This is a genomic window from Bacillus sp. JJ1773 (assembly GCF_036962035.1).
Classification (GTDB): domain Bacteria; phylum Bacillota; class Bacilli; order Bacillales; family Cytobacillaceae; genus Cytobacillus.
Genome location: NZ_JBALNX010000043.1, coordinates 1 through 22,027, shown reverse-complemented (window position 1 = coordinate 22,027; position 22,027 = coordinate 1). Strand labels below are relative to the sequence as shown.

Annotated in this window: 25 protein-coding genes and 1 other annotated feature; of the genes, 1 reads left to right on the top strand and 24 read right to left on the bottom strand. The window is 37.6% G+C overall.

What is annotated here, in order from left to right:
• Positions 1-140: 140 nt before the first annotated feature.
• From rpmA to V7127_RS11990, 24 genes are all read right to left on the bottom strand, one after another.
• Positions 141-434: a 50S ribosomal protein L27 gene (gene rpmA, locus V7127_RS12105; RefSeq protein ID WP_066292897.1), complete on the bottom strand. Its 294-nt coding sequence runs from the start codon at positions 432-434 to the stop codon at positions 141-143.
• On the bottom strand, positions 435-779 hold the full coding sequence (locus tag V7127_RS12100; RefSeq protein WP_335347765.1) for a ribosomal-processing cysteine protease Prp: 345 nt from the start codon (positions 777-779) through the stop codon (positions 435-437).
• A 10-nt stretch (positions 780-789) separates the two neighbouring features.
• Positions 790-1,098, bottom strand: a complete 309-nt coding sequence (gene rplU / locus V7127_RS12095; RefSeq protein ID WP_066292891.1) for a 50S ribosomal protein L21 — start codon at positions 1,096-1,098, stop codon at positions 790-792.
• 13 nt (positions 1,099-1,111) lie between these two features.
• Positions 1,112-1,203, bottom strand: a sequence feature (ribosomal protein L21 leader region).
• A 49-nt stretch (positions 1,204-1,252) separates the two neighbouring features.
• Entirely contained in the window at positions 1,253-2,713 is a 1,461-nt protein-coding gene (locus V7127_RS12090; RefSeq protein ID WP_335486303.1) for an Rne/Rng family ribonuclease, read from the bottom strand.
• 21 nt (positions 2,714-2,734) lie between these two features.
• Positions 2,735-3,601: a M50 family metallopeptidase gene (locus V7127_RS12085; protein WP_335345754.1), complete on the bottom strand. Its 867-nt coding sequence runs from the start codon at positions 3,599-3,601 to the stop codon at positions 2,735-2,737.
• Entirely contained in the window at positions 3,594-4,370 is a 777-nt protein-coding gene (locus V7127_RS12080) for a M23 family metallopeptidase (protein ID WP_335486300.1), read from the bottom strand. Before V7127_RS12080 ends, V7127_RS12085 begins: the two co-directional genes overlap by 8 nt.
• Positions 4,371-4,516: 146 nt before the next feature.
• Positions 4,517-5,320, bottom strand: coding sequence for a septum site-determining protein MinD (gene minD, locus V7127_RS12075; protein WP_335345756.1), 804 nt, complete (start codon positions 5,318-5,320; stop codon positions 4,517-4,519).
• Between the two features lies 1 nt (position 5,321).
• Positions 5,322-5,999: a septum site-determining protein MinC gene (minC, locus tag V7127_RS12070; RefSeq protein ID WP_335345757.1), complete on the bottom strand. Its 678-nt coding sequence runs from the start codon at positions 5,997-5,999 to the stop codon at positions 5,322-5,324.
• Positions 6,000-6,146: 147 nt separating this feature from the next.
• Positions 6,147-6,662, bottom strand: a complete 516-nt coding sequence (gene mreD, locus V7127_RS12065; RefSeq protein WP_335345758.1) for a rod shape-determining protein MreD — start codon at positions 6,660-6,662, stop codon at positions 6,147-6,149.
• Positions 6,659-7,543, bottom strand: a complete 885-nt coding sequence (gene mreC, locus V7127_RS12060) for a rod shape-determining protein MreC (RefSeq protein ID WP_335345759.1) — start codon at positions 7,541-7,543, stop codon at positions 6,659-6,661. The genes mreD and mreC overlap by 4 nt, the downstream gene beginning before the upstream one ends.
• 140 nt (positions 7,544-7,683) lie before the next feature.
• Entirely contained in the window at positions 7,684-8,700 is a 1,017-nt protein-coding gene (locus V7127_RS12055) for a rod shape-determining protein (RefSeq protein WP_335345760.1), read from the bottom strand.
• Between the two features lie 170 nt (positions 8,701-8,870).
• The gene (gene radC / locus V7127_RS12050) at positions 8,871-9,560 is read right to left on the bottom strand and encodes a RadC family protein (protein ID WP_335486297.1); all 690 of its coding nucleotides are present in this window, start codon (positions 9,558-9,560) and stop codon (positions 8,871-8,873) included.
• A gap of 56 nt (positions 9,561-9,616) precedes the next feature.
• Positions 9,617-10,192, bottom strand: a complete 576-nt coding sequence (locus tag V7127_RS12045; RefSeq protein WP_335486293.1) for a Maf family protein — start codon at positions 10,190-10,192, stop codon at positions 9,617-9,619.
• Between the two features lie 348 nt (positions 10,193-10,540).
• Positions 10,541-11,623, bottom strand: coding sequence for an SPOR domain-containing protein (locus V7127_RS12040; protein ID WP_335486290.1), 1,083 nt, complete (start codon positions 11,621-11,623; stop codon positions 10,541-10,543).
• A gap of 108 nt (positions 11,624-11,731) precedes the next feature.
• Entirely contained in the window at positions 11,732-12,484 is a 753-nt protein-coding gene (locus tag V7127_RS12035) for a pilus assembly protein PilO (protein WP_335486287.1), read from the bottom strand.
• Entirely contained in the window at positions 12,481-13,110 is a 630-nt protein-coding gene (locus tag V7127_RS12030) for a hypothetical protein (protein WP_335486284.1), read from the bottom strand. The genes V7127_RS12035 and V7127_RS12030 overlap by 4 nt, the downstream gene beginning before the upstream one ends.
• A 2-nt stretch (positions 13,111-13,112) precedes the next feature.
• Entirely contained in the window at positions 13,113-14,105 is a 993-nt protein-coding gene (pilM, locus tag V7127_RS12025; protein ID WP_335486280.1) for a type IV pilus biogenesis protein PilM, read from the bottom strand.
• 21 nt (positions 14,106-14,126) lie between these two features.
• Complete coding sequence (locus V7127_RS12020) at positions 14,127-14,876, bottom strand: prepilin peptidase (RefSeq protein ID WP_438824000.1); 750 nt, start codon at positions 14,874-14,876, stop codon at positions 14,127-14,129.
• A 38-nt stretch (positions 14,877-14,914) separates the two neighbouring features.
• Positions 14,915-15,346: a type IV pilin protein gene (locus V7127_RS12015; protein WP_335486277.1), complete on the bottom strand. Its 432-nt coding sequence runs from the start codon at positions 15,344-15,346 to the stop codon at positions 14,915-14,917.
• A 107-nt stretch (positions 15,347-15,453) separates the two neighbouring features.
• Entirely contained in the window at positions 15,454-16,659 is a 1,206-nt protein-coding gene (locus V7127_RS12010) for a type II secretion system F family protein (protein ID WP_335486274.1), read from the bottom strand.
• Position 16,660: 1 nt separating this feature from the next.
• Positions 16,661-17,701 (bottom strand): type IV pilus twitching motility protein PilT, encoded by a 1,041-nt coding sequence (locus V7127_RS12005; protein WP_335486271.1) that lies wholly within the window; start codon positions 17,699-17,701, stop codon positions 16,661-16,663.
• An 11-nt stretch (positions 17,702-17,712) separates the two neighbouring features.
• Positions 17,713-19,374, bottom strand: coding sequence for a GspE/PulE family protein (locus V7127_RS12000; RefSeq protein ID WP_335486268.1), 1,662 nt, complete (start codon positions 19,372-19,374; stop codon positions 17,713-17,715).
• A gap of 22 nt (positions 19,375-19,396) precedes the next feature.
• Positions 19,397-20,710 carry a hypothetical protein gene (locus V7127_RS11995; RefSeq protein ID WP_335486265.1) on the bottom strand — a complete coding sequence of 438 codons (1,314 nt, stop codon included), beginning with the start codon at positions 20,708-20,710 and terminating at the stop codon, positions 19,397-19,399.
• Positions 20,711-20,740: 30 nt separating this feature from the next.
• Complete coding sequence (locus V7127_RS11990) at positions 20,741-21,571, bottom strand: hypothetical protein (RefSeq protein WP_335345773.1); 831 nt, start codon at positions 21,569-21,571, stop codon at positions 20,741-20,743.
• A gap of 181 nt (positions 21,572-21,752) precedes the next feature.
• Here V7127_RS11990 and V7127_RS11985 point away from each other — a divergent pair.
• A partial coding sequence (locus tag V7127_RS11985; protein ID WP_335486262.1) for a prepilin-type N-terminal cleavage/methylation domain-containing protein occupies positions 21,753-22,027 on the top strand: 275 nt, incomplete at its 3' end.

Below are 22,027 nucleotides of genomic sequence, written 5' to 3'. Positions count from 1 at the left end.
TGGATGAAAATGGCTGAATAAAGTTAAGTGTCACTTGCTGTTAGTATATCAAAAAACCAAGCTAACGTAAGCAAAATATACATGATTCAAACCAAAAAGAAAACTCTAACCATTTAGGCTAGAGTTTTCCTAAGCATTCCTTATGCTTCTTGAGCTACAGGATATACGCTTACTTGCTTACGATCACGGCCAAGGCGCTCGAATTTAACAACACCATCCACTTTCGCGAAAAGTGTATCATCTCCACCTTTACCAACGTTTACACCTGGGTAAATTCTAGTACCGCGTTGACGGTAAAGAATAGAACCACCAGTTACGAACTGACCATCAGCACGCTTAGCACCTAGACGCTTCGCGATAGAATCACGGCCGTTCTTCGTTGAACCTACTCCCTTTTTAGAAGCAAATAACTGAAGATCTAATTTTAGTAACATTTATTCCACCTCCTGCTTTTTGAAGGTCATTTTTATATGCTGCCCGTATTGCTCTTCGATCGTCTGCAATGAGACAACCATTCCTTCTAAAAGAAGTTGAATTTTCTCGTTTGTTTCTTCCGGCAAATTGTCCGGAATTGCACAGCGGAGAAAACCATCCTCCTTTTGCTCAATATCGGGTGTAATGCCGATTAAAGCATGCACCGCGTTAATGGCGCCAATCGATACGGCTGATACGCCTGCACAGACAATATCATTCCCTCTTTCAGCAAAAAAGGCATGGCCGCTTATTTCAAATGACTGAATCATACCGGACTCTTTTCGATTCACCGTAACTTGAATCATGTTAATCGCCTTAAGCGTTGATCTTTTCAATCACAACTTTAGTGTATGGCTGACGATGACCTTGCTTTTTGCGATAGTTTTTCTTCGCTTTGTACTTGAAAACAATAATTTTCTTCGCACGGCCTTGCTTTTCAACTTTAGCTGTAACAGTAGCTCCTTCAACAACAGGGCTTCCTACTTTTACATTGTCTCCGCCAACGAAAAGAACTTTATCAAAAGTTACTGTTTCGCCTGCTTCTGCGTTTAGCTTTTCGATGTAGATAGCTTGACCTTCTTCTACACGTACTTGCTTGCCACCAGTTTCAATAATCGCGTACATGAACTGCACCTCCTCTTAGACTAAGACTCGCCATCATCAGGCGTCTTACATTACTTGAAAGTAATGCAAAAGCTTATAACCTGTTCTGAGCGGTTGTAGCACGGGTGCGCTACAAACATAACATGAAAATCCTATCATAAATTGCCCCGAAATGTCAATTGGATTCTAGCTTTTTTCTTAAATCAGCTGAAGTTCCAAATTGCCGAATCTCATAACTTGGTTTTAAAGAATCACTGCCGCTAAAAATAATCTCTAGACCGAGCAATTCCTCCATTCTTTCCTTGTGGACATTTTTCTCTCCAGAGAAAGTCCTTTGAACATCTTGTGTAGCTTCTATGAAGACGGCCTCATAGTCCCCGCCTTTATGCTCCCATAGCTCTCTTTCTAAGCGAAAAGCGATTGACTCTGGACTTAATACACGACCTGTCCCCTCACAGCTTGGGCACTTCATCGTCAAGGATTCTAATAGGGCAGGCTTAGTCTTCTTCCGCGTTAATTGCAGGATTCCGAGCGGGGTAAAGCCTATTACTTTTGTCCGTCTCTCATCCTTCCTAAGCTCACCCTCTAACAAGCTAATAATATGCTGCCGATCCTTTTCCTTCTTCATATCAATGAAATCGATTAAGATCATACCGCCAATATCGCGAAGGTGAATTTGTCTAGCGGCCTCAACTGCTGCCCATTCATTTGTCTTTAATATCGTATCCGAAAGGTCTTGTTTACCCGAGTATTTCCCTGTATTCACATCAATGACCGTTAATGCCTCCGCCTCGTCAAAAATTAGATAGGCACCATTTTCCAGCCATACAATTCTCTTTAACGCTTTTTCAATTTCATGTTCAAGTCTATAAGCAGAAAAAATGTTTTCTTTTCCACTATATAGCTGAATGGAGCATTGAAATTTCTTCTGAAGCTCAACCTTAAAAGCGGAATCATCCACAATAATTTCATTTATTTCTAATCTTTCTATCTCCTCAGAAATTTCATCAATCAATGAATTTCGCTCCAGCACACATCCTGGCTTTCTTAAAACACCAGCCGTTTGAAGGATCTCGTTATATTTAAGCCGATGCTGTTCAAGCTCGGCTAATAACTGTTCTTTTTGTGTGCCTTTTGAAGATGTTCGAAAAATAAGACCCTCTTCTGGCTCCTTCATTTCATGGCCAAGCTCCCGCAGCTTTTCTCTTTCTTGGCTATCTTCAATTTTTTTGGATACGGCGACATAACGTCCACGAGGCATGTAAATTAAATGATTTCCTTGCAGCTCAATGATACCAGAGAGACGCGGTCCCTTTGTTCCTGCTGCATCCTTTTCTACTTGAACAAGCAGCCTTTCGCCTTGATGAGCATAGGAAGAAACACTTTTAGCTCCATCTTCCTCTGCCTGTACAAAAGATGCCATTTTATCCCGATGTAGGTACCCGCTCTTTTCCTCGCCAATATCCACAAAGGCGGCATTCATTCCGGGTAGCACTTTTTCAACTATTCCTAAATAAATTTTGCTTACAGCTGACTGTTGCTTCGGCTGTTGAATAAATAGCTTTTCCACCACATTATTTTTTACTAAAGCAAACCGTTTTTCCCTAGTTAAATGATTAATAATCAATGTATACAAAATAGTTCCTCACTTTAACTTCTAATAAACATAGAGTAGATCTCCAATACGGGATGTTACCATTTTTTCCGTAAAATAAGCATGTAAAAGCTCGTTTTCGTCCATTGAACCCTTTTCTTTCCCGTCTTTTTCAATAATAATCGGATGCTTAAAGCCGCGCTGAAATTTCTCAAGCACATGCATAACCATTTCATCCTCTTTCACTACAATGGGCTTTAGCTGACGAAAGTCACTATTCTTCCCGTAATATCTTTCAAGCAGAAAACGCATGAAAACGTAACGGCTTTGTTTCCATTCATGGTACAGTGAAAATAACAAAAAGGCGATCACTACCCAAATATTTAAATTGATTGGTGAAAATATTAAGATAAAAACTGAAAAAAGCAATGTACAAACAGCAGAAATTAGCAAAGCTCTCCGATGTGCATTTGGAAATGATTGATAGATGGATAAGAATAGAAAAACGATCTTTCCGCCATCAAGCGGCCAAATGGGCAGCAGATTAAATAATAAGACCATTAAATTATACTGAATGAACAGCTCGTACATGCCTTCTGAAAGAAATGAAAGCTCATAAAGAAGGTAAGCAGCCCCCATCATCCAAATGTGCTGGAGAGGCCCTGATAGGATAACAATCAGTTCTTCCTTTAAAGGGCGATTTCCATGCTCCTCTATTTCCGCAACCCCACCAAATGGCAGCAAGGCAATCCTTTTAATCCTCCACGAAAAAAAAGACGCTGCTGCCGCATGCCCCATTTCATGAACAAAAATTATTAGCAAAAACAGAGACAATTCTATAAAATGAGCGGTCATCACAGCTAATCCAATAACAACCCAAAGAAGCGGGTGAATATAAATATATTTTATCAATCCTGCAAATTTATTCAAATGGGATCACCTGTATCGGGTCAACGAAATCATCACCCTTTTTAATAGCAAAATAAAAGGAACGCTTCATTCCATCCTCCATTGCAGTTGACTTACCCAATTCAGTGCCTTTTTCAGCATACTCCATGAGATTCACGTTAATTTCCTCTAAATTCCCATACCATGATTCACTATTATCAGCGTGGCTAATAATGACGGTTTTTCCAAAGCCGTCCTTTTTCCCCGCAAATTTAACTAAACCTTCACTCATGGCGATAACAGCAGCATCCTTGCTCGTTTCAATTGTAATTCTCTGCCCATTTTCTTGAAAATCCTCAAGAATTCTAGCTGAAGCCGGCAAAGCATACTCCGTTTTTGGGGATAACTCCTTTTTCCCTTCCTTCTCATCCTTAAATGGTAAAAGGGCAAGGGGTTTGCCGAATTTATCTTCATACCAATTCGCAACAGCCACAAATTGAAAGTCATTTTCCATCGCTTTCATGACAAAGTTCCTCGCAGGTTCAAAGGTTCCAGCATTGTTTTTGAACATGATGGCGATAATTAAAAATAGGCATGCAGAGGCAAGTATTTTAAATAAGAAATGTTCTTTTCGGAATAAAGGATGAAAGCTTTCTTCCCCTTTGCCGTCATACGAAGAAATCCTATCAAAGCCATATCTTTCTTCATCTTCCGTCCACAGATTTTGTTTTGTTATCGGTTTTGACATTCGCTCTCGTTCTCTTTTTCTTCGTTCCATCCGCTTTCGTATTTCGTCTGCTCGTGATCTCATACGCCCCCACCATTCCCTTACGATTCTTTTGTACAAGTCTATGAGTTGTCCAATGGGAGTATGACTTGAAATAAATTGAATCTTCTAGAAGAAGAAACGAGAGGCTATTTATTTAAAATAAAAAAGCCAAGGAATTTCCCTGACTTTTACTTGACACCAAAAAACTTTTTAATTTTTGAGAAAACGCCTACATTATCTTCCTCCAGAGGCTGGAGGGGAATCGATTCTCCTAATATTCGGCGGGCAATGTTTCTATAAGCAATAGAAGCTTTGCTATTAGGGTTTAATGCAATTGGTTCTCCGTGATTTGAAGCTTTAATGACTTCATCATCATCTGCCACAATGCCTATTAATTCGATAGACAGATGAGCGGCAATCTCATCCACATCGAGCATATCCCCATTTTTCATCATTTGACTGCGGATCCGGTTAATCACTAGCCTTGGCGCTTCAACATTTTCTTCTTTTTCAAGCAGACCAATAATACGGTCTGCGTCTCGAACAGCTGAAACTTCTGGTGTTGTCACAACAATTGCTTTATCAGCACCTGCAACTGCATTGCGGTATCCATGCTCAATACCTGCAGGACAATCAATAATGATATAATCATAGTCTTGTTTTAATTCATTAACGAGTACCTTCATTTGCTCAGGAGTGACTGCGGTTTTATCACTCGTTTGTGCGGCAGGCAATAAATAAAGCAGATCTTCAAACCGTTTATCTTTTACAAGTGCCTGATGAATCTTGCACCGTCCCTCTAATACATCGACTAAATCATAGATAATACGGTTTTCAAGTCCCATCACCACATCTAAATTACGGAGGCCAATGTCTGTATCGACGAGGCAAACTCTTTTTCCTTGCAGAGCTAAAGCTGTTCCAATATTAGCTGAAGTTGTCGTTTTTCCAACTCCACCTTTACCTGATGTTATGACAATTGCTACTCCCATCCTATTGTCCCCCTTCCAATCTCGTAATGTTTGGTCTTAGATGCATCAACACTTGTAATCTATCTACTGTTATTTGATCTTGTTCATTTATGTAAGCACATTCCATTTCTCTTTTTTCCTGGTCCTGATTTTGATCAGGAGCTCTTGTTATACAAGATGCAATGCGCAATTGTGAAGGCTTCATGCTAGATGCTGCAACAATTGCTTCTTTATTTCCATAAAAGCCCGCATGTGCTATCCCCTTTAAGGTCCCCATAATATAAATATTTCCGCCTGCAATCACTGTCCCTCCAGGATTAACATCCCCAACGAGGAGGAGATCGCCTTGTACATGTAATACTTGACCAGACCTAATAATTCTAGCAATAGGTATAATTTCGGTTTCTTCTTTTAATTTTGCTGCTTCTTCTTTCGAAACGACATTGGAAATGATTGAATCTACAACAAGATTTTTCTTTTGTCGAATTAGCTCTTTTAGTTCTTCTTCCTGATCGTTCGATAAATATCTGTTGCCAACCTGAACCTTTACTGTGATTAGGCGATCTTCACGTGATCTCGAGCTTTCAGAAAGCTTAATATCTAACTCTTTTTTTAAATCTTCATAAGAACAGGAATCATCGAGATGGAGTATTAACCCATCCTTTGTCCCTTTAATCGTTATATTTTGGAATTTCTTCATGTCAAGATGTTCACCTCATAAGAAAAGCGCAAGCGCTTTATACGCTCCATAAATAAAAAGAATTCGACAGAAAGACTAAAAAATCCTTTTTAAGATAAGAATTCATTGATAGAAAGTGTGGGAATTTAATTTTTACAATGAACGGTATTATATATCCAAGCTTGCTACTAGTTTATCATAATGCTTTTTGAGTGGATAAGCTGCAATAATAATAAAAATTAAATTAAAAATCGCTGTTGGCAAAAAACGAAGTGACATAAAAGTAGAAAATGGCATGTTGGTTCGATGAATTAGGAAATACATTTCATAAACTCCTAACTCCAGAAGCAGCACCCCAATCAAGGCAACAATTGAAACAATGACAATATTGGTTTGTAATATTTTCATTAGCTTCAGAATAATATAGGAAACTAATGGCAACATAAACAAATAAATCCCGATAATTTCGGTATAAACAATATCAAATAGAAGTCCAACAAAGAAGCTATAAATGATCCCATATTTTCCAGGTCCATAAACTGTTAGAAAAGTTAAAGCAATTATTAAAAACCTGGGCACAATAATATAAGCTTCTCCAAAAGCTTTTTCAGGCATTAGCTCTACAAAAATGCTTTCTGCAATGAAAATCAAAATGAATAAAAGAGGAAGAAGGAATTTTCTCACAGTTCCTCCTCCTTATCATCTATCATTTCTTCCAAGTCAGGCTGTAAAGCTTTCCTATTTACAACCATCACATGCTCAATATCATATAAATTTGCCCCTGGCTTCACATAAGCTGTTAAAGTTAGTCCATATTCAGCAGGTGCAACTTCAACTACCTTTCCAATCGGAAGATTCTTTGGAAATACCCCGCCCTTACCGGAGCTAATGACATTTTGCCCCTTTTCTACTTTTGCATCAAATGGAATCCTTTTCAGTAATAGAAGTCCTTTATCTTTGTCATATCCTTCAATTAGGCCATAATAGCTATTTCCATCTGCCTGAATTTCAGCCGATATACGATTTGTCGGATCCATCGCACTTAATAGCTGTACTGTAGAAGTTAGAGGCTGACTGCTTTTCACCTTCCCGATCAAACCATTTGCAGTAATGACAGCCATATTTTGTTTAATGCCATCTTTAGACCCTTTATTGATAATAAGAAGGTCGGTCCATCGGTCAGGGTTTCTTCCAATTACTGTAGCTTGTATTGGATCAAATTCACTTAACGATTCCTTTTTATCAAGAATTTCACGAAGCTCAGCATTGTCCTTTTTAAACATTTGTACATCTGCTTCAAGACGTGCGAGTTCATCCAGCCGCTTTTTTAACTCTTTATTTTCTGTATATGTATTTTGCAAGTCTTGCAAATTTTCAAAGAAACCAGCAACATAATGAGTTGGGCGTGAAATGGCAGTTTGAATCCATCCAGTGGTATCCTTGATAAATTGCTCTGGCCAGCTTAATTGTTCACGTTCCTTTAATGAAAACCCAATCAATGCCACGAGAATAATGATGCTAACAAGCAAAAGAATCAGGCGTTTATTCAAAAAGAATTGTGGCATTTTTAACACCTCAATTTACTATTTATATAAGAAATGTACGAAGAGCATTGTATATCTAAAACAAGATCTAGGAACTGTCTTATCATAAACACGATTGGAGCCCAGTCACTATTTTAGGTGAATGGGCTTCAATCATGATATTAACGGGAATCCCTTGATTTATTTTTAAATAAATCAATGTGATCCAGTGCTTTTCCCGTACCAATCGCTACACAATCAAGCGGATTTTCAGCAATTAATACTGGCATTTTCGTTTCTTCACTAATTACCTTGTCCAAGTTTCGAAGTAAGGCGCCTCCGCCAGTCAAAACTATCCCGCGATCCATAATATCTGCTGCAAGCTCTGGTGGCGTTTTCTCTAGTGTTACTTTTACAGCGTCAACAATGGCATAAACTGTGTCATGCAGAGCTTTAGAAATTTCCTCAGCTGTTATTTCAATAGTCTTAGGAAGTCCAGTTAAAAGATCACGTCCGCGTATTTCAATATTATCGATACCGTTAGGATCACCCGCTGAACCAACTTCGACCTTAATCGTTTCAGATGTACGATCACCAATCAAAAGATTATAGTGTTTACGAATGTAATTGATAATCGCTTCATCCATATTATTTCCAGCTACACGAACGGACTGGCTAGTTACAATACCACCTAAAGAAATGATCGCTACCTCAGTTGTTCCTCCACCAATATCAACGACCATGCTGCCAGTAGGCTCCCATACAGGAAGATTTGCACCAATTGCCGCTGCAAAGGGCTCCTCAATTGGGTATGCATCTCTAGCACCTGCCTGACGAGTAGCGTCTATAACTGCACGTTGCTCAACTGCAGTAATCCCTGACGGTACACAAACCATCACATATGGCTTTCCAGAGAACAGTCCTTTGCTTTTATTTGCTTGCTTAATATAGTATTTCATCATGACGGCTGTTGTCTCATAATCAGCAATAACCCCATCCTTCATTGGGCGAAGTGCTACGATATTCCCTGGTGTCCGGCCGATCATATTTTTTGCATCATTCCCCACAGCCACAATATGTTTTGTATCTGTTTGCAAAGCAACTACTGAAGGCTCTCTTACTACAATTCCTTTTCCCTTCACATATACAAGTGTATTAGCCGTTCCTAAATCAATTCCAAGATCCTTAGTTCCAAACATCGTTTGTATCTCCCTTTCTGATACGAAATGCGAAAATGAACAGAGCCAGCTGCTAGCTGACTAGTATATTTATTTTCATAAAAAAGTTACTTTTCGAATAGGTGATTATAATCATTCACGTAAAAAAGCATAAACAATATTATAGCTTATCGTCAAATAAAAACATAGTGCTATAAATACCCTTTTTCCTTCAGACTCACAAATTTATTTTCTCCAATAATAAGATGATCGAGCACCTCAATGCCAATTATTTTTCCGCACTCAGAAAGCCTTTTCGTTACTTCAATGTCCTCTCTGCTTGGCGCGGGATCACCAGAAGGATGATTATGGGCACAGATGATTGAAGCAGCTGAACGTCGGAACGCTTCTTTGAATACCTCCCTTGGGTGCACGATCGAGGCATTTAGGCTGCCGATAAAAACCGTTTGCTTGTGAAGAACTTGATTTTTTGTATTTAGATAGAGACAAACAAAATGCTCCTGAGATAGGAAGCGCATGTCGTTCATGACATATTTTGCCCCATCCTCTGGAGAGCGGATCGTATAACGGTCGTCATAAGATAAATTGGATATTCTTCTGCCAATTTCAACGGCTGCCAAAAGCTGAATGGCTTTTGCTGTACCAATGCCTTTTATGGAAGTGATTTCATTTAATGTTGCATCCTTTAATAGCCGTAAGCCTTCAAAGTGAGTAAGGAGCCTATTAGATAATTGCAGAACTGATTCATCCTTTGTACCGGTACGAAGAAGGATGGCAACAAGTTCATGGGTAGATAAACTTTGAGGTCCATTTTGGATAAAGCGTTCCCTTGGACGTTCATCCTGCGGAAAATCCTTGATCATTAAGCTTTGTGTTTCCATTGTTTCATTTCCTCCCTTACACATGGGCGCGAGGGAGATTAAGATGAATTCGCTGTTTATGGAAATGGTTGGGAATATCCTGCATTTCTTAATTCACGAACTGTCCTTGATACTGGCAGACCAACAACAGAAAAATAATCGCCATTGATTTCCTTGACGAGAACGCTTCCGAAGCCTTGAATCCCGTATGCTCCTGCCTTATCAAAGGGTTCACTGGTGTCAATGTAAGCATTTATTTCTTCATCTGAAAGCTCCCAAAACACCACATCTGTTTTCACATAGAAATTCTTTTCTTTTTCCGGTGCGATTATGGATACCCCTGTATAGACAGAATGAGTTTTACCCGATAGACTTTTTAGCATCGTGTAGGCTTCTGTTCTGTCCTTCGGCTTTCCTAATACGGCTCCTTCAAGAACTACTACCGTATCTGCACCAATGACAAATGACTCTCGGTTTTGTAAACTTACTGCCTTTGCCTTTCTATTGCTGAGCTCCATGACAATTTCACCCGGTGTTAATGCCGGGTCAAAGCTTTCATCGACATCGCTGCTGGATACTTCAAAGGTTAAATGAAGATTTTCAAGAAGTTCTTTTCGTCGTGGAGAAGAAGAGGCTAGAATGAGGTTTTTCATATAATCACCTTACCTTAAATTTGTATCATATCGGGAGATACATCTATATCGTACCAAAATTCAGCAGGACAAACAATTTTATTCCAACAAATAATAAATCTTTAATGCGATTAACCACTTTAACCCTTTACCTTATCAAAATAAATAAGGAGTCTGTCGAAAAAGTAAGAACAGACTCAAATAATGTGCGTTATTTCCCAGAAAATATTCGATTAAGGGAGGTTAATGTCGAAACTTGATTTTGTTAGACTTAAAAGCATTTAGGTACTATATAGGCACTTGAACTTTCATTTATAAAACATAATTAACCTTTCAACTACTTTTTTATGCACACGAAAATATGTACTTTTACAATGCTTGATAAACCGAAAAAAATTCAAGTAAATGCTGTTGAACCTTTGTTAAAGTTGCGGAATCCTTTGACTCTTTATATGCCATTAACTGTTGATGGGCATGATTTAGTTCATTATTTAAAGAAATGATCCCTTTGTTTTTTATCTGATCACCTTTATCGGTCTTTATGCTTTCAATTTGGGCTGCTATCTTATCAACATTAGCATCAGATAATGTTTGTTTCGTAGCTGCTTCCGTTGCTCCCTCTGCGATAGCTTGAAAAATACCGGGGGCAGCATCGATTATTTTTTTCTCCACTGCTAGAAGCCCCTCTAGTGATTTCTCATCTAAAGTGATAGGTTTTGCAAAAGCTTCATATCCTTTGTCCTTGAATTGATTCCCTATTTCTTTGGCTTCTTCAATACTTGAGGCAATACTTAAATAAAGTACGGCCTGTCCATTTATATCAATAACCTTTGAAGGGATTCCTTTTTGTATGTGATCCCCTTCGATTTGCCTAGCTGCTTCAATATTAGAGAAAACACCACCTTGGATAACAAAGGTTGATAGAGGTTGTAAAACGGCTGTTTCAGAACCTTCAGGTTGTTTGACCACTTCCTCTACGGCTGGCTCGGCAATAACCGGCTGTTCAATTTCTGCTGAATTTTCAGTGATGACTAGCTTTAACATGATAAATCCAAAGCCTGTCCCTAGTAAAATAGCAAAAAATACTGTTATGAATACGGATGTGAGAAATCCCTTATGCCTATTCTTTTTAAAGCTTTGGCCGAATGTCCCATTTCCTTTTTTACTAGATTTCTTCGTTTGTGCAGCTATATTATACTCTTTTAAATCTGTTTCTTCTATCGTGTCTTCTGGCAGAATCCAATCAAAGCTATCATCATCAGCTGTTTCCTTAGCGGCTGCCGATTCTTCCAAAGACATATTGTCCCAATTTTCTGTTCTGCCTTCCTGTTGTAAATGCTCAATTTTTATATCCTCTTTTTGATTTTCTTCCACAAGGTTTTCTTCGTAGGACCGATGCTCGCCATTTATTTTTATCGTAATGGTTCTACCTTTTTCCCGGCCTTCCACCATTCGTCCTCCTTCCATGTCGATTGATGATTATGTTTCATCCTAACATATCGAAAAAAAAAAATAACAAGACTTTTGTCGTCTTGTTACGGGGGATTTTCGTCAAATTTTTTATTGTTCTTTATTTGCTTTATTTGAAATATTTCCAGACATGCTAAACGGATTCTTTTTATCGCTTGTCTTTGGAACTTCCATTTTTGGAAGCTGATCTCTCAGGTCAGTTAATGCCGGCATGTAAAAAGCGGAAATGGTTATTTCCGATTCAATCGTCTGTTTTTCTTGATCTGTAGAAACAATCTCATCCTGACCGAAAATATTAAGGGTCTCAACAAGGATGATCCTATTTTCTGATTCTAGCGACTCGATAAATTTCTCCATTTCAAAATAGTTAGAGGATTTAACGGTTAGTAAAACTGTTGTTTTTTTCATCCCAGCTGGCATTGGAATGTTTGAATTTTCTTCTTCCTCTTGATTGGTTGACGATTCTTCTAAAATTGAATCATTTGTTTCACCCTGTGCATCTTCTTCCTTTTCATCTGTTGAAAACTCCATATTTGAAACAAAACTCCCTGATACAGTTTCAGCCTTTTCAATATCAAGAAGCAGTTGTTCAACCAGCGGCTTTACGGGGATTTTTTTTTGAAGTGCTTCTGTTCCTTCATACGTATTAGAGTCTGTTTTTTTAATCTGACTTTCAATAACCGCAAGCAGCTGTTCCTCCGTTTGCAACTCCCGTTGTTTACTGGCTAGCGTAGACCTTAGCGGCTGAATATAAAGAAAGTAGATACCTAAAAAAATTAAGACTAATATGATAAAGCCAGTAATCCCTATAAATTTTTCTTTTTTTGAAGAAAGAAGGGTCATGATTCATTCCCCCCATTTTCAACTAACTCTACATCCTGTTTAATAACCGATCGATTTATAATAATCTCGTATTCAGCAAGGTAACGAGGCAGAATTTTTTCTTTATCTGGCTCAAAAATGTGTTCTTGGTCGCTATTTTCCTCTGTTATATCAATAGTGGTTAAAGTATTGATAGTAGCATCTTCAATCCATTCTGAATCCAGCATTGATTTTAAGTAATAGGACGCTTCGCGACTTGTATCAAACTGAACAGTTAACACAATATTACCCGTTTCCTCGTAGTTAATGGTTTGAACAAAGCCTCTTTCTGGTAATAGGGCGGTAAACTTCCTAAGTATAGGTACTGTTTTGATCGGGTAATCTTGAGCCCAACTTACTGCCTTTTCGAGTTCTTCCAATGAATTAAGGGACTCCGCATTGGCCACTTTTTCTTGCTCCACAGCAATTAATTTCTGTATTTGTGCTTGCTGCTGTGAAATAGAGTCAATTTTTCCTTTATAACTTTGCCCAACCCAAACAGCAGATCCGATTCCCAAAAGCAAAATAAAAACCAACACACAAGCTGACATGACAAGAGATTTATTCCTCGATTCCTTTTTTGGCAATAGGTTGATTTCGATGAGCATGCTTACACCTCTTTCAATGCAAGCCCAAGAGTCAGATAATGAGATCTTGGCAGCTTTTCTTCTGTTGCTGAAGGAATTGAGTTTGCATTAATCGATTGATGTGGAAGGTCAAATCGGTTTTCCACTTCTTTTTTGATGATATCAAGGTAAGGATGATCACCATTTAAGAAAATTTTGGTTACCTGCTGTTTTCCCTGATTAATTGAATATCGGTAGAAATCCATGAATTTACTTATCTCTTTATATATGTCCTCAAGTTGAAAAAGCAAATCCTCTGGATCCCCGTTATATTGAAGCTCATGTGACCCGTTCCTGCCTGATTTGATCTCCCATTTATCTTCTTCAAAATCGAATACTAAATGATGCATAAATAGAGGTAGCTGGTTCTCAAAAATGCAGAGGTTTACCATATTAATATCAAATTGAATCATTAAGAGCTGCTCATCTTGATCAGGCATCCCTAAATGATGATAAAGCCGATAAAGAGAAAGTGAAGAAACATCAGCAGCTTCAGGAACGAGCTTTACATTCGTGAGTAGTCCAGCATAGTCTAAGACATTCTCTTCCTGTGCAGCAAATATTAAAATTTCTTTTTTATCTTTTTCTTTTCTCACCGTATACGTGTCAAATACAGGCTCATCAAATGGAAGATGAATAATAGTGCCAAGTTCTAGATATAAATAGCCATTGGTTTCATCGTCCTTGACATCGCCAGGAATATTTACCTTTCGAATAATGACAAAGGAATCAGGAACGATAAATCGAACAGCGCGCTTCTGAATTTTCCAATCAGCAAGACATTCTTCAAGAATCATTTCTAATGTTTCATGGTCAATTATTTTTCCGTCTCTGACAATCCCAAACGGAATAAACCGCTCTCCCCATCTGTGGATACTAAGCGGATTCGTTTGCTTCAATTCGACAAACCGAATCGAATAGTCATTAATAATCAGATTAATGATACGGTTTTTTCGCAAAAAAAGGGAAAGTGCCATTTATTAAACCCCTTACTAAAATCAAGATGCAAATAAGCGAAAGTAACTTTCGAGGATCAAATCTCCATAAAAATAGGCAGTCAGTGTTCCTGCAACAATAAACGGACCAAACGGAATTGGATTTTTCCTTTTCAGCTTCCCGGTTAATAATCCAATTATACCAAAAACCGCCCCATATAAGGTTGCTAGAAAGAAAGATAATAGAACTACTTTCAATCCAACCACAAGGCCAATAAGGGCAAAAAGCTTAATATCTCCTCCCCCCATACCTCCTTTACTAATAATTGCGATAAAAAGCAGGAGGGAAAAACCAACAGCTGCCCCTAGGAGGGAATTCCACCATGGTTCAAGAGGAATAAGAATCCGTTCTAATAAAAAAATCCCTGTAAACACGAGTAAAACTTTATCAGGGATAATCATATACTTGATATCAGATACAAAAATAATCATAAATAATGAAATTAACGTCCAAGCAACAAACAGCTCACTTGACCAACCTAATATTAACGGCGCTGCCGCAAACAGCAATCCAGTTAGCAGCTCCATTAATGGATAAATAGGAGAAATGCGCACCTTGCATTGGCGGCATTTCCCCTCTTGGATGATGTATGATAGAACCGGTATCAGCTCATGAGGTTTGAGCTGATGATGGCAATTAGGACAGGCTGAACGCGGTGCCACAATGGATTGGTTTTGTGGGACTCGGAGGCCGACCACGTTGAAAAAGGAGCCGAGAAATATTCCATATAAAAAAATTATAAGTAAAATCAACCTAATACTCCTATATTTTTAATATTCTATTTCAACAATTATTTTTTTGTAGTTGTTGTTGGTTTACCATCTAATACTACTTGTTCAGTAGCAAATGTCATTGTTATATTATTTTTTGTAACTGAAACAGCTGTATAGTCTACATTCCCAGCTGTATTAGTAATAGTAATGGAATAAGGGCCTGGGTTATCTAAAAAATTATCCAAGTTACCAACCCCCGTTCCTGCAGCGGTTCCTTGTGATAAGGTAATTGATCCTACAACGTTATTAGAAGCTGTATAAAGCTTTGCTGCATTTAAAACTTGTACTGCCTCAGCCTTCACTGCATCTTCTTTAGACTTTTCAATTATACCTCCGATACTTGGAACTGCAATAGCCGCTATAATCCCCAAAATTACAACTACCGCCAACAATTCAACCAACGTCAACCCACGCTGATCCTTCAATCTCTTTCCAATTCTTTTCAACATACTAATCTCCCTCTCTATTAATATCAAATTATGACATAAGACCTAAATTTAATTATACTAGACGCTAATAAAAATAATAGATATAAAATGTTAATTTTTTGAAAACATTATCCGACCTGATTAAAGATCTCAAACATTGGAACCATTATGGATGTCACAATCGTTCCGACAATGCCCGCAAGGAAAACAATCATTAACGGTTCAATAAGAGATTTAATTCTATCAGTACTGTTTTCTACCTCTTTTTCATAGAAATCAGCTACTTTACCAAGCATGGCGTCCAAAGCACCTGTTTCTTCCCCAATAGCGATCATTTGTGTTAGGAGAGGAGGAAAGGCCCAGTGCTTTTTCATTGGTTCTGTTAATGATTGACCTTTTTCAAGAGAAGCTCTTGATTGCCGTATAACCCTTGCCATAACTTCATTATCAACAACCTTTTCAACTATCGTCATGGCCTGTAATATGGGGACAGAACTCGTAAATAGCGAGCTTAATGTCCTTGTCATTCTTGCGATTACTGCTTTTTGCAGCATCTTTCCAAATATAGGGATTCTTAGAATTATATAATCTAAATAATATCTTGTCTTCGAATTATTCCTCAGGATTATAATCATAATTACCAAACTGATAAAAAAGATTAAAACTAGCCACCAATAAGATTGCATAAATTCGCTTGCGCTCAGAACAAACTTCGTAATGGCTGGCAATTCTCCTCCGAAATCTTCAAACATTGCAACAAATGTCGGCACAACCGAAACTAAAAGAAAAATAACAACAGCAATTGCCACGATCCCCACGACAATTGGATAAGCAAGGGCAGAGTTGATTTTCTGCCTAGTATTATGCTGTTTCTCAAAATGTTCAGCAAGTCTTTCAAGCGTTTCATCCATATTACCGCCTGCCTCACCTGCACGAACCATATTGATAAACATCGAAGTAAAGATTTTTTTATGTTTAGCAGCGGCGTCCGAGAGTGGATTTCCCTCTCTTAAATCTCCTTCAATAGCCAACAGCGCTTTTTTCAACGCTTTACTTTCCGTTTGCACAGATAGTATTTTTGTAGATTCTACTACAGATATCCCTGCTTTTAATAATGTTGAAAATTGTCTTAAGTAAATAACAAAGTGCTGTAGCTTAACAGGATTTCCAATTGAAATATCTTTTGTTAAGAAGGATTCAGGCACTTCAGCGATCTCTAAAACCCTAATTCCTTCCTCCCTTAACTTAAACATTGCTTCCCTTTTCGATGTTGAGTTGATTATTCCTTCTATTTTCCCTTTACGATTTCGGCCGGAATATTTATATCTTCCCATTTTAAGTTAACATCTCCTGCAGGAATGGTTCTGCAATGTCTTTAGAGATGATGCCGGACTGAATTAGACTCTTAATATTGCTCTCAAGTGTATGCATTCCCTGCCCACGTGACGTTTGCATAATATTCACGATTTGATGGATTTTTTCATTTCGAATAAGATTAGCTACTGCCGAATTATTAATTAATATTTCAGTTGCAGCTTTCCGGCCTTTAATATCTTCTCGTTGAAAGAGCCGCTGTGAAATAATCGCCACTAGAACAGAAGCAAGCTGAATTCGAATTTGCGGCTGCTGAGAAGGTGGGAATACATCGATAATCCGATTTATTGTCGATGGCGCACTGGATGTGTGCAATGTCCCTAACACTAAATGCCCCGTTTCAGCAGCCGTAATCGCAGTTTGAATAGTTTCCAAATCACGCATCTCACCAACTAAAATAATGTCAGGATCCTGGCGTAATGCCGCCCTTAAGCCATTGGCAAAATTCTTCGTATCAAAGCCAACCTCTCTCTGATCAATAATTGAATTGCCGTGCTTATGCAAATACTCAATTGGATCTTCGAGTGTGATAATATGCTTTCGCATCGTTTCATTCATATACTGGATCATTGAAGCTAGTGTCGTAGATTTACCGCTTCCTGTTGGGCCAGTCACTAGGACAAGGCCTTGTGGCTTTTCGGCTATTTTTCGTAAAATATTCGGCAGCTCTAACTCCTCAATCGTTGGAATTTTTGTCGGTACAACCCGAATAGCCATTGCTATACACGATCTTTGGTGATATGTATTCACACGAAATCTGGAAACACCCGGAATACCATAGGAGAAATCCAATTCTCCCTTTTCCTTAAACTGCTCCCACATATGCTTAGGAATAATCGCCCTTGCCATGCCTTCCGTTTCGTCAGGCAATAATGGTTCTTTTCCGTATTTTTTCAAGTCTCCATTTATTCTAAGAATTGGCTGAACACCAACGGTTAAATGCAAATCTGATGCTTTCAATTCAAATGCGGCGCGTAATAAATAATCTATTTTTTCCTTCATTCCTCGCACCCCTATTCAAGTATCGCGACTCGTAATACTTCTTCAGTAGTAGTGAGTCCTTGTTTTACCTTTAACAAGCCATCATCGATAAGGAAGATCGTTTTATTTTTTATTGCTAATTCTCTTAATCTAGTAATTGATTCTCCATTCATAATCGTGCGTCGTATATCATCACTAACGACAAGCACCTCATGAATGGCAATCCTACCTTTGTAGCCTGTCATATTACATGATGAACAGCCTCGACCGCGAGTGACATTATTTACACTCATCCCTCTTTTTGCAAAAATCTCTACCTCTCGCTTAGAAGGTGCAATAACCTCTGCACAATCTCGGCAAATTCTCCTGACAAGTCTTTGGGCAACAATTCCACTAAGTGACGAAGCAACTAGAAAAGGCTCTACTCCCATATCCATTAATCTAGTAATGGTACCAATAGAGTCGTTCGTATGGAGAGTACTTAATACTAAATGCCCTGTAAGTGAAGCTCGTATAGCGACTTCAACTGTTTCCTTATCTCGAATTTCACCAACCATAATGATATTTGGGTCTTGGCGAAGAATAGAGCGCAATCCTGCCGCAAATGTCATCCCAATATTGGAATTTACTTGAATTTGATTAATACCCTCAAGTTGGTACTCAACCGGATCTTCAATCGTAATAATATTCACTTCTTCACTATTTAACTGGTTTAATGCCGCATATAAAGTGGATGATTTCCCAGAACCTGTAGGGCCTGTTAACAAAACAATTCCCGTTGGCTTTTCGATCATGTCTTTAAATCGCTTTAAATTTAATTTATTGAAGCCTAGCTTGTTGATATCATTTAAAGAGCTGCCTAAATCGAGAATCCGCATAACCACTTTTTCGCCAAATACAGTAGGCAATGTAGAAACACGTAAATCAACAGGATGGAAGTCAAGGTTTACTTTTATTCTCCCGTCCTGCGGGATGCGGTGCTCTGTAATATCTAGGTTTGCAATTATTTTGATCCTAGCAATCAGAACACCCTGCATATGCTTTGGAAGAACACGTTCTACTCTTAGGACCCCATCAATTCTGTAACGAACAACAACCTTCGTTTCCTGTGGGTCAATGTGAATATCACTAGCTTTCATCGTAACTGCATTCGATAATATTTGGTTCACTAATTTTACAATTGGTGAATCCTGATCTGTTATCTTTTCTTCTTGAACTGTCTCAGTTTGCGAATCATCACCCAGTAGCTCCTCAAAGCCCTCATCGATGTCATAATACTTGTTTATCGCTCTTAAAATATCGTCTTTCGTTGCAATGGCCGTTTCAATCTGGAATCCTGTTGACAGACGTAAATCATCAATTGCAAAAAAGTCCATTGGATCAGCCATAGCGACAAACAGCTTGTCCCCGTCTCTTTTCATAGGAATTAAGAGCTGACGCTTTGCTATCTCTTTTGGAATAATATTAAATAGCTTTGTATCAAATGGATAGCGATACAGGCTTATATGTGGAATGCCGAGCTGGAATTCAAGTACTTCAATAAGCTGCTGTTCTGTAATAAATCCCCTTTGAAGAAGGGCATCACCAAGCTTTTGCCCATTACTTTTTTCCTTTAATGTTACTAGGAGCTGCTCTTCTGTAATAAGGCCAGCATTTACAAGTAAATCACCAAGCCGCTGCCGATTTTGTTTCATATACTATCCCTGCTTTATATGATTATTTCATTTTTTCAAATGGCTTGCCCCAGAGATCACTATTTGATTTAATCACTTCTCCAATTGCTTCTTCATCCATATGATTGCTATTGTTACTCTGTTGATTATCATCTAAGGACTCAGTATTTTCGGAACGAGTTTCTGCCTGTCTGCTAGCTTCAACATCGGCTTTATTGATGAGACCGTACACTTCAATTTGATGAATTGGAGGATAGAAATCTTCTGAAATAGCTTCACTTCTTAAAAGTGCTCCTTTTTCATCATAAATCTCTCGAAAAACTTTAATAAATAATCCTTCTTTACCTTGCCTTTCAACCACTTTTTCACTAGGCTTTAACAAGGAATTATACTGTTTTATAATTTTGGGTTTAAAGCTTTGTTCATCATTTGAAATAACCTCATACTTATTTAAAAAGGATTTCCCTTTGAGCGAAAGGATTAACACACTGTCAAAAAACTGCATATTAATTTCGTATGGTATTTCATTCGGATTAACAAAAATAAGATCGATATTTTTTTGTGAATCTACTTTTGCTTCAAAACCTAATGGAATATATTCAGGCTTTTCATTCCCGATATTTCTTTCAATAATTGCAAAGTTAGTCGGCAAAATTAATTGATATATGCCAGAGGCTATGGCATTTAGAGCATCTGCAGACATATTGTTAAACCCTTTTTCTTCTATTAGCTTAAGTAAAGAGAACCTATTATTAGCTGGAATCTCAATAGGCTTTTCTAATATACTGCTAAAATAAACTACATCTGTTTTAACTTGAACTTCATGAATTACAACATCTTCATTAATACTTGAACTTGTAATATAGTCTTCAAGCTTTAATTCAAGTTGTTCAGATTGTAATCGTGTTGCACTTTTTAACAAATCTGTCTGTAATTTCTCAAAATCAATAGATCGGGAATCTATTAAAGGGTAAGAATTCAAGATAGAATCTTCTAACGTGTTCTCTTCAAATTGGACAATTACCGTATTCTGCTGCCCATTTTGTGCTGTTTTAACTGATTCAGTAATATTAAAACGAAACAAAGCATTGTCTAACTGAATCTGATTTTCTTTAAAATGAATATTTATTACCATTTCATTTAACCAAAGGGTTAGCTGCTCATCTACAGCTTTCATCGCCTCTGATTCATTTTTGCCCGAAATGTTAACATTTCCAACCACTGTATTCTCATCAAAGTTGTCAGCATTATTGATAATCGAATTGAAAGCGGAAGCACCGTAATGCGAGAAGGCAAAGATAAAAAATGTAGAAAGGAAAAGCACAATAAAAATTTTAATTCCTTGCTTGTTTTTCACCTAGCCAACTCCCCTTCAATTGCTTATCTCTTATTTATGAAATACTAGTTCTTCAATCTCAATTTCTTCATCCAAATCAGTTTTTTCCTCATTATCTTCTTCTATTTGAAGCTCTTTAGTAAACACAATTTCCTCTAATTCTTCCATTACAGGTTGAGGAACATGATCAATTGTTTTAGGCATCTCTTCTGTTTCCTCATACCCTATATCATTTTCTTCGAGTAATTTCTCAATTTCTGACATATAAGCGTTTTCAGAATTATTCTCCTGATGCTTTGTACTGCTCACGTCTCCATTAGTAGTGATCGTTGCTACCCGATTCTCTAGAAATGAAACATCCTCATCTAAGTCTAGAGGATCTACCGGAGTTTCAGTATCAAATATTTTTTGTGCAACTATTTGAATTTCCTCAGAAGCCTCGTCTTCCTCATAGAGAGAATTTTCCTGCTCCATTAAGTCATCCTCTTCTTGAGGAATTTCGCTAGCTGCAGCTACTTCATTTAGCACAGTGGGTAAAGCTTCTTTTTCTATGACTATATTTGGTTTCTCATCTTCTCTATGTAAAGTTTCTTTTTCTATGGATATGATTTTCTTCTCTATCGGCTTAGAATCTACTTTCGTTTGAGTAACATTCACTATTCTTTTCTCTATCAAAAGGGTAATTAAAAAACAAAGCAGAAAAATAATCAATATCGTTTGATATATTGGTAATTGCATATTAGCCATTAGTCCTACATTTGCTAGTAAGAATGCAACACCAATAAGAACAAGTTTCCACTTCTTAGGAAACCCAATCGGCAGCAAAAGCAATACGGGCGTAAGAATTAACAACGAAACTATCAAAAATATAGCAGTTATCATTCCTCTACACCCCCAAAAAAATTATAATCCCAATTTATCACAAAAACTGCAGGCAAAATGTTACATTTTTTCAAAAACTACTAAAAAAGACCTAAATAGAACTTTTCATGGATGATTCATATTGTATAATAAATGAGAGTGTTTGAGAAGATTGTACTTTCTTTGAGTTGGAGGGATAGAAATGAATCAAAAAGGGTTTACTTTACTGGAATTACTGCTATCCATATTAATACTCACCATTATTTTTATCTCATTCATGACATTCTTCTCTCAATCAGCCTTTTTTATAAAGAAAAATGAAGAAAAATTCTCTGCGGCTAATACTGCTCAAATGGTATTAAATATATTGCAAGAAAGAGAAAAAGAGAAAAAGGATAAGAAAGAATTTATTATTTTTCCTGAGAATATTCAAAAGGATATTAATAATGGTAAAACAGGCAGCATTACTAATAAAAC

Coding starts and splice junctions, on each gene's coding strand:
- V7127_RS12015 (WP_335486277.1), bottom strand. CDS start 15,346: ATGTTGAAAAGAATTGGAAAGAGATTGAAGGATCAGCGTGGGTTGACG.
- V7127_RS12055 (WP_335345760.1), bottom strand. CDS start 8,700: ATGTTTGGAACTAAGGATCTTGGAATTGATTTAGGAACGGCTAATACA.
- pilM (WP_335486280.1), bottom strand. CDS start 14,105: ATGGCACTTTCCCTTTTTTTGCGAAAAAACCGTATCATTAATCTGATT.
- radC (WP_335486297.1), bottom strand. CDS start 9,560: ATGGAAACACAAAGCTTAATGATCAAGGATTTTCCGCAGGATGAACGT.
- V7127_RS12000 (WP_335486268.1), bottom strand. CDS start 19,374: ATGAAACAAAATCGGCAGCGGCTTGGTGATTTACTTGTAAATGCTGGC.
- minD (WP_335345756.1), bottom strand. CDS start 5,320: ATGGGAGTAGCAATTGTCATAACATCAGGTAAAGGTGGAGTTGGAAAA.
- V7127_RS12100 (WP_335347765.1), bottom strand. CDS start 779: ATGATTCAAGTTACGGTGAATCGAAAAGAGTCCGGTATGATTCAGTCA.
- rpmA (WP_066292897.1), bottom strand. CDS start 434: ATGTTACTAAAATTAGATCTTCAGTTATTTGCTTCTAAAAAGGGAGTA.
- V7127_RS12010 (WP_335486274.1), bottom strand. CDS start 16,659: ATGGGAAGATATAAATATTCCGGCCGAAATCGTAAAGGGAAAATAGAA.
- V7127_RS12035 (WP_335486287.1), bottom strand. CDS start 12,484: ATGACCCTTCTTTCTTCAAAAAAAGAAAAATTTATAGGGATTACTGGC.
- V7127_RS12080 (WP_335486300.1), bottom strand. CDS start 4,370: ATGAGATCACGAGCAGACGAAATACGAAAGCGGATGGAACGAAGAAAA.
- minC (WP_335345757.1), bottom strand. CDS start 5,999: ATGAAGAAATTCCAAAATATAACGATTAAAGGGACAAAGGATGGGTTA.
- mreC (WP_335345759.1), bottom strand. CDS start 7,543: ATGCCACAATTCTTTTTGAATAAACGCCTGATTCTTTTGCTTGTTAGC.
- V7127_RS12005 (WP_335486271.1), bottom strand. CDS start 17,701: ATGAAGGAAAAAATAGATTATTTATTACGCGCCGCATTTGAATTGAAA.
- V7127_RS11990 (WP_335345773.1), bottom strand. CDS start 21,571: ATGATAACTGCTATATTTTTGATAGTTTCGTTGTTAATTCTTACGCCC.
- V7127_RS12040 (WP_335486290.1), bottom strand. CDS start 11,623: ATGGTGGAAGGCCGGGAAAAAGGTAGAACCATTACGATAAAAATAAAT.
- V7127_RS12045 (WP_335486293.1), bottom strand. CDS start 10,192: ATGAAAAACCTCATTCTAGCCTCTTCTTCTCCACGACGAAAAGAACTT.
- rplU (WP_066292891.1), bottom strand. CDS start 1,098: ATGTACGCGATTATTGAAACTGGTGGCAAGCAAGTACGTGTAGAAGAA.
- V7127_RS12030 (WP_335486284.1), bottom strand. CDS start 13,110: ATGCTCATCGAAATCAACCTATTGCCAAAAAAGGAATCGAGGAATAAA.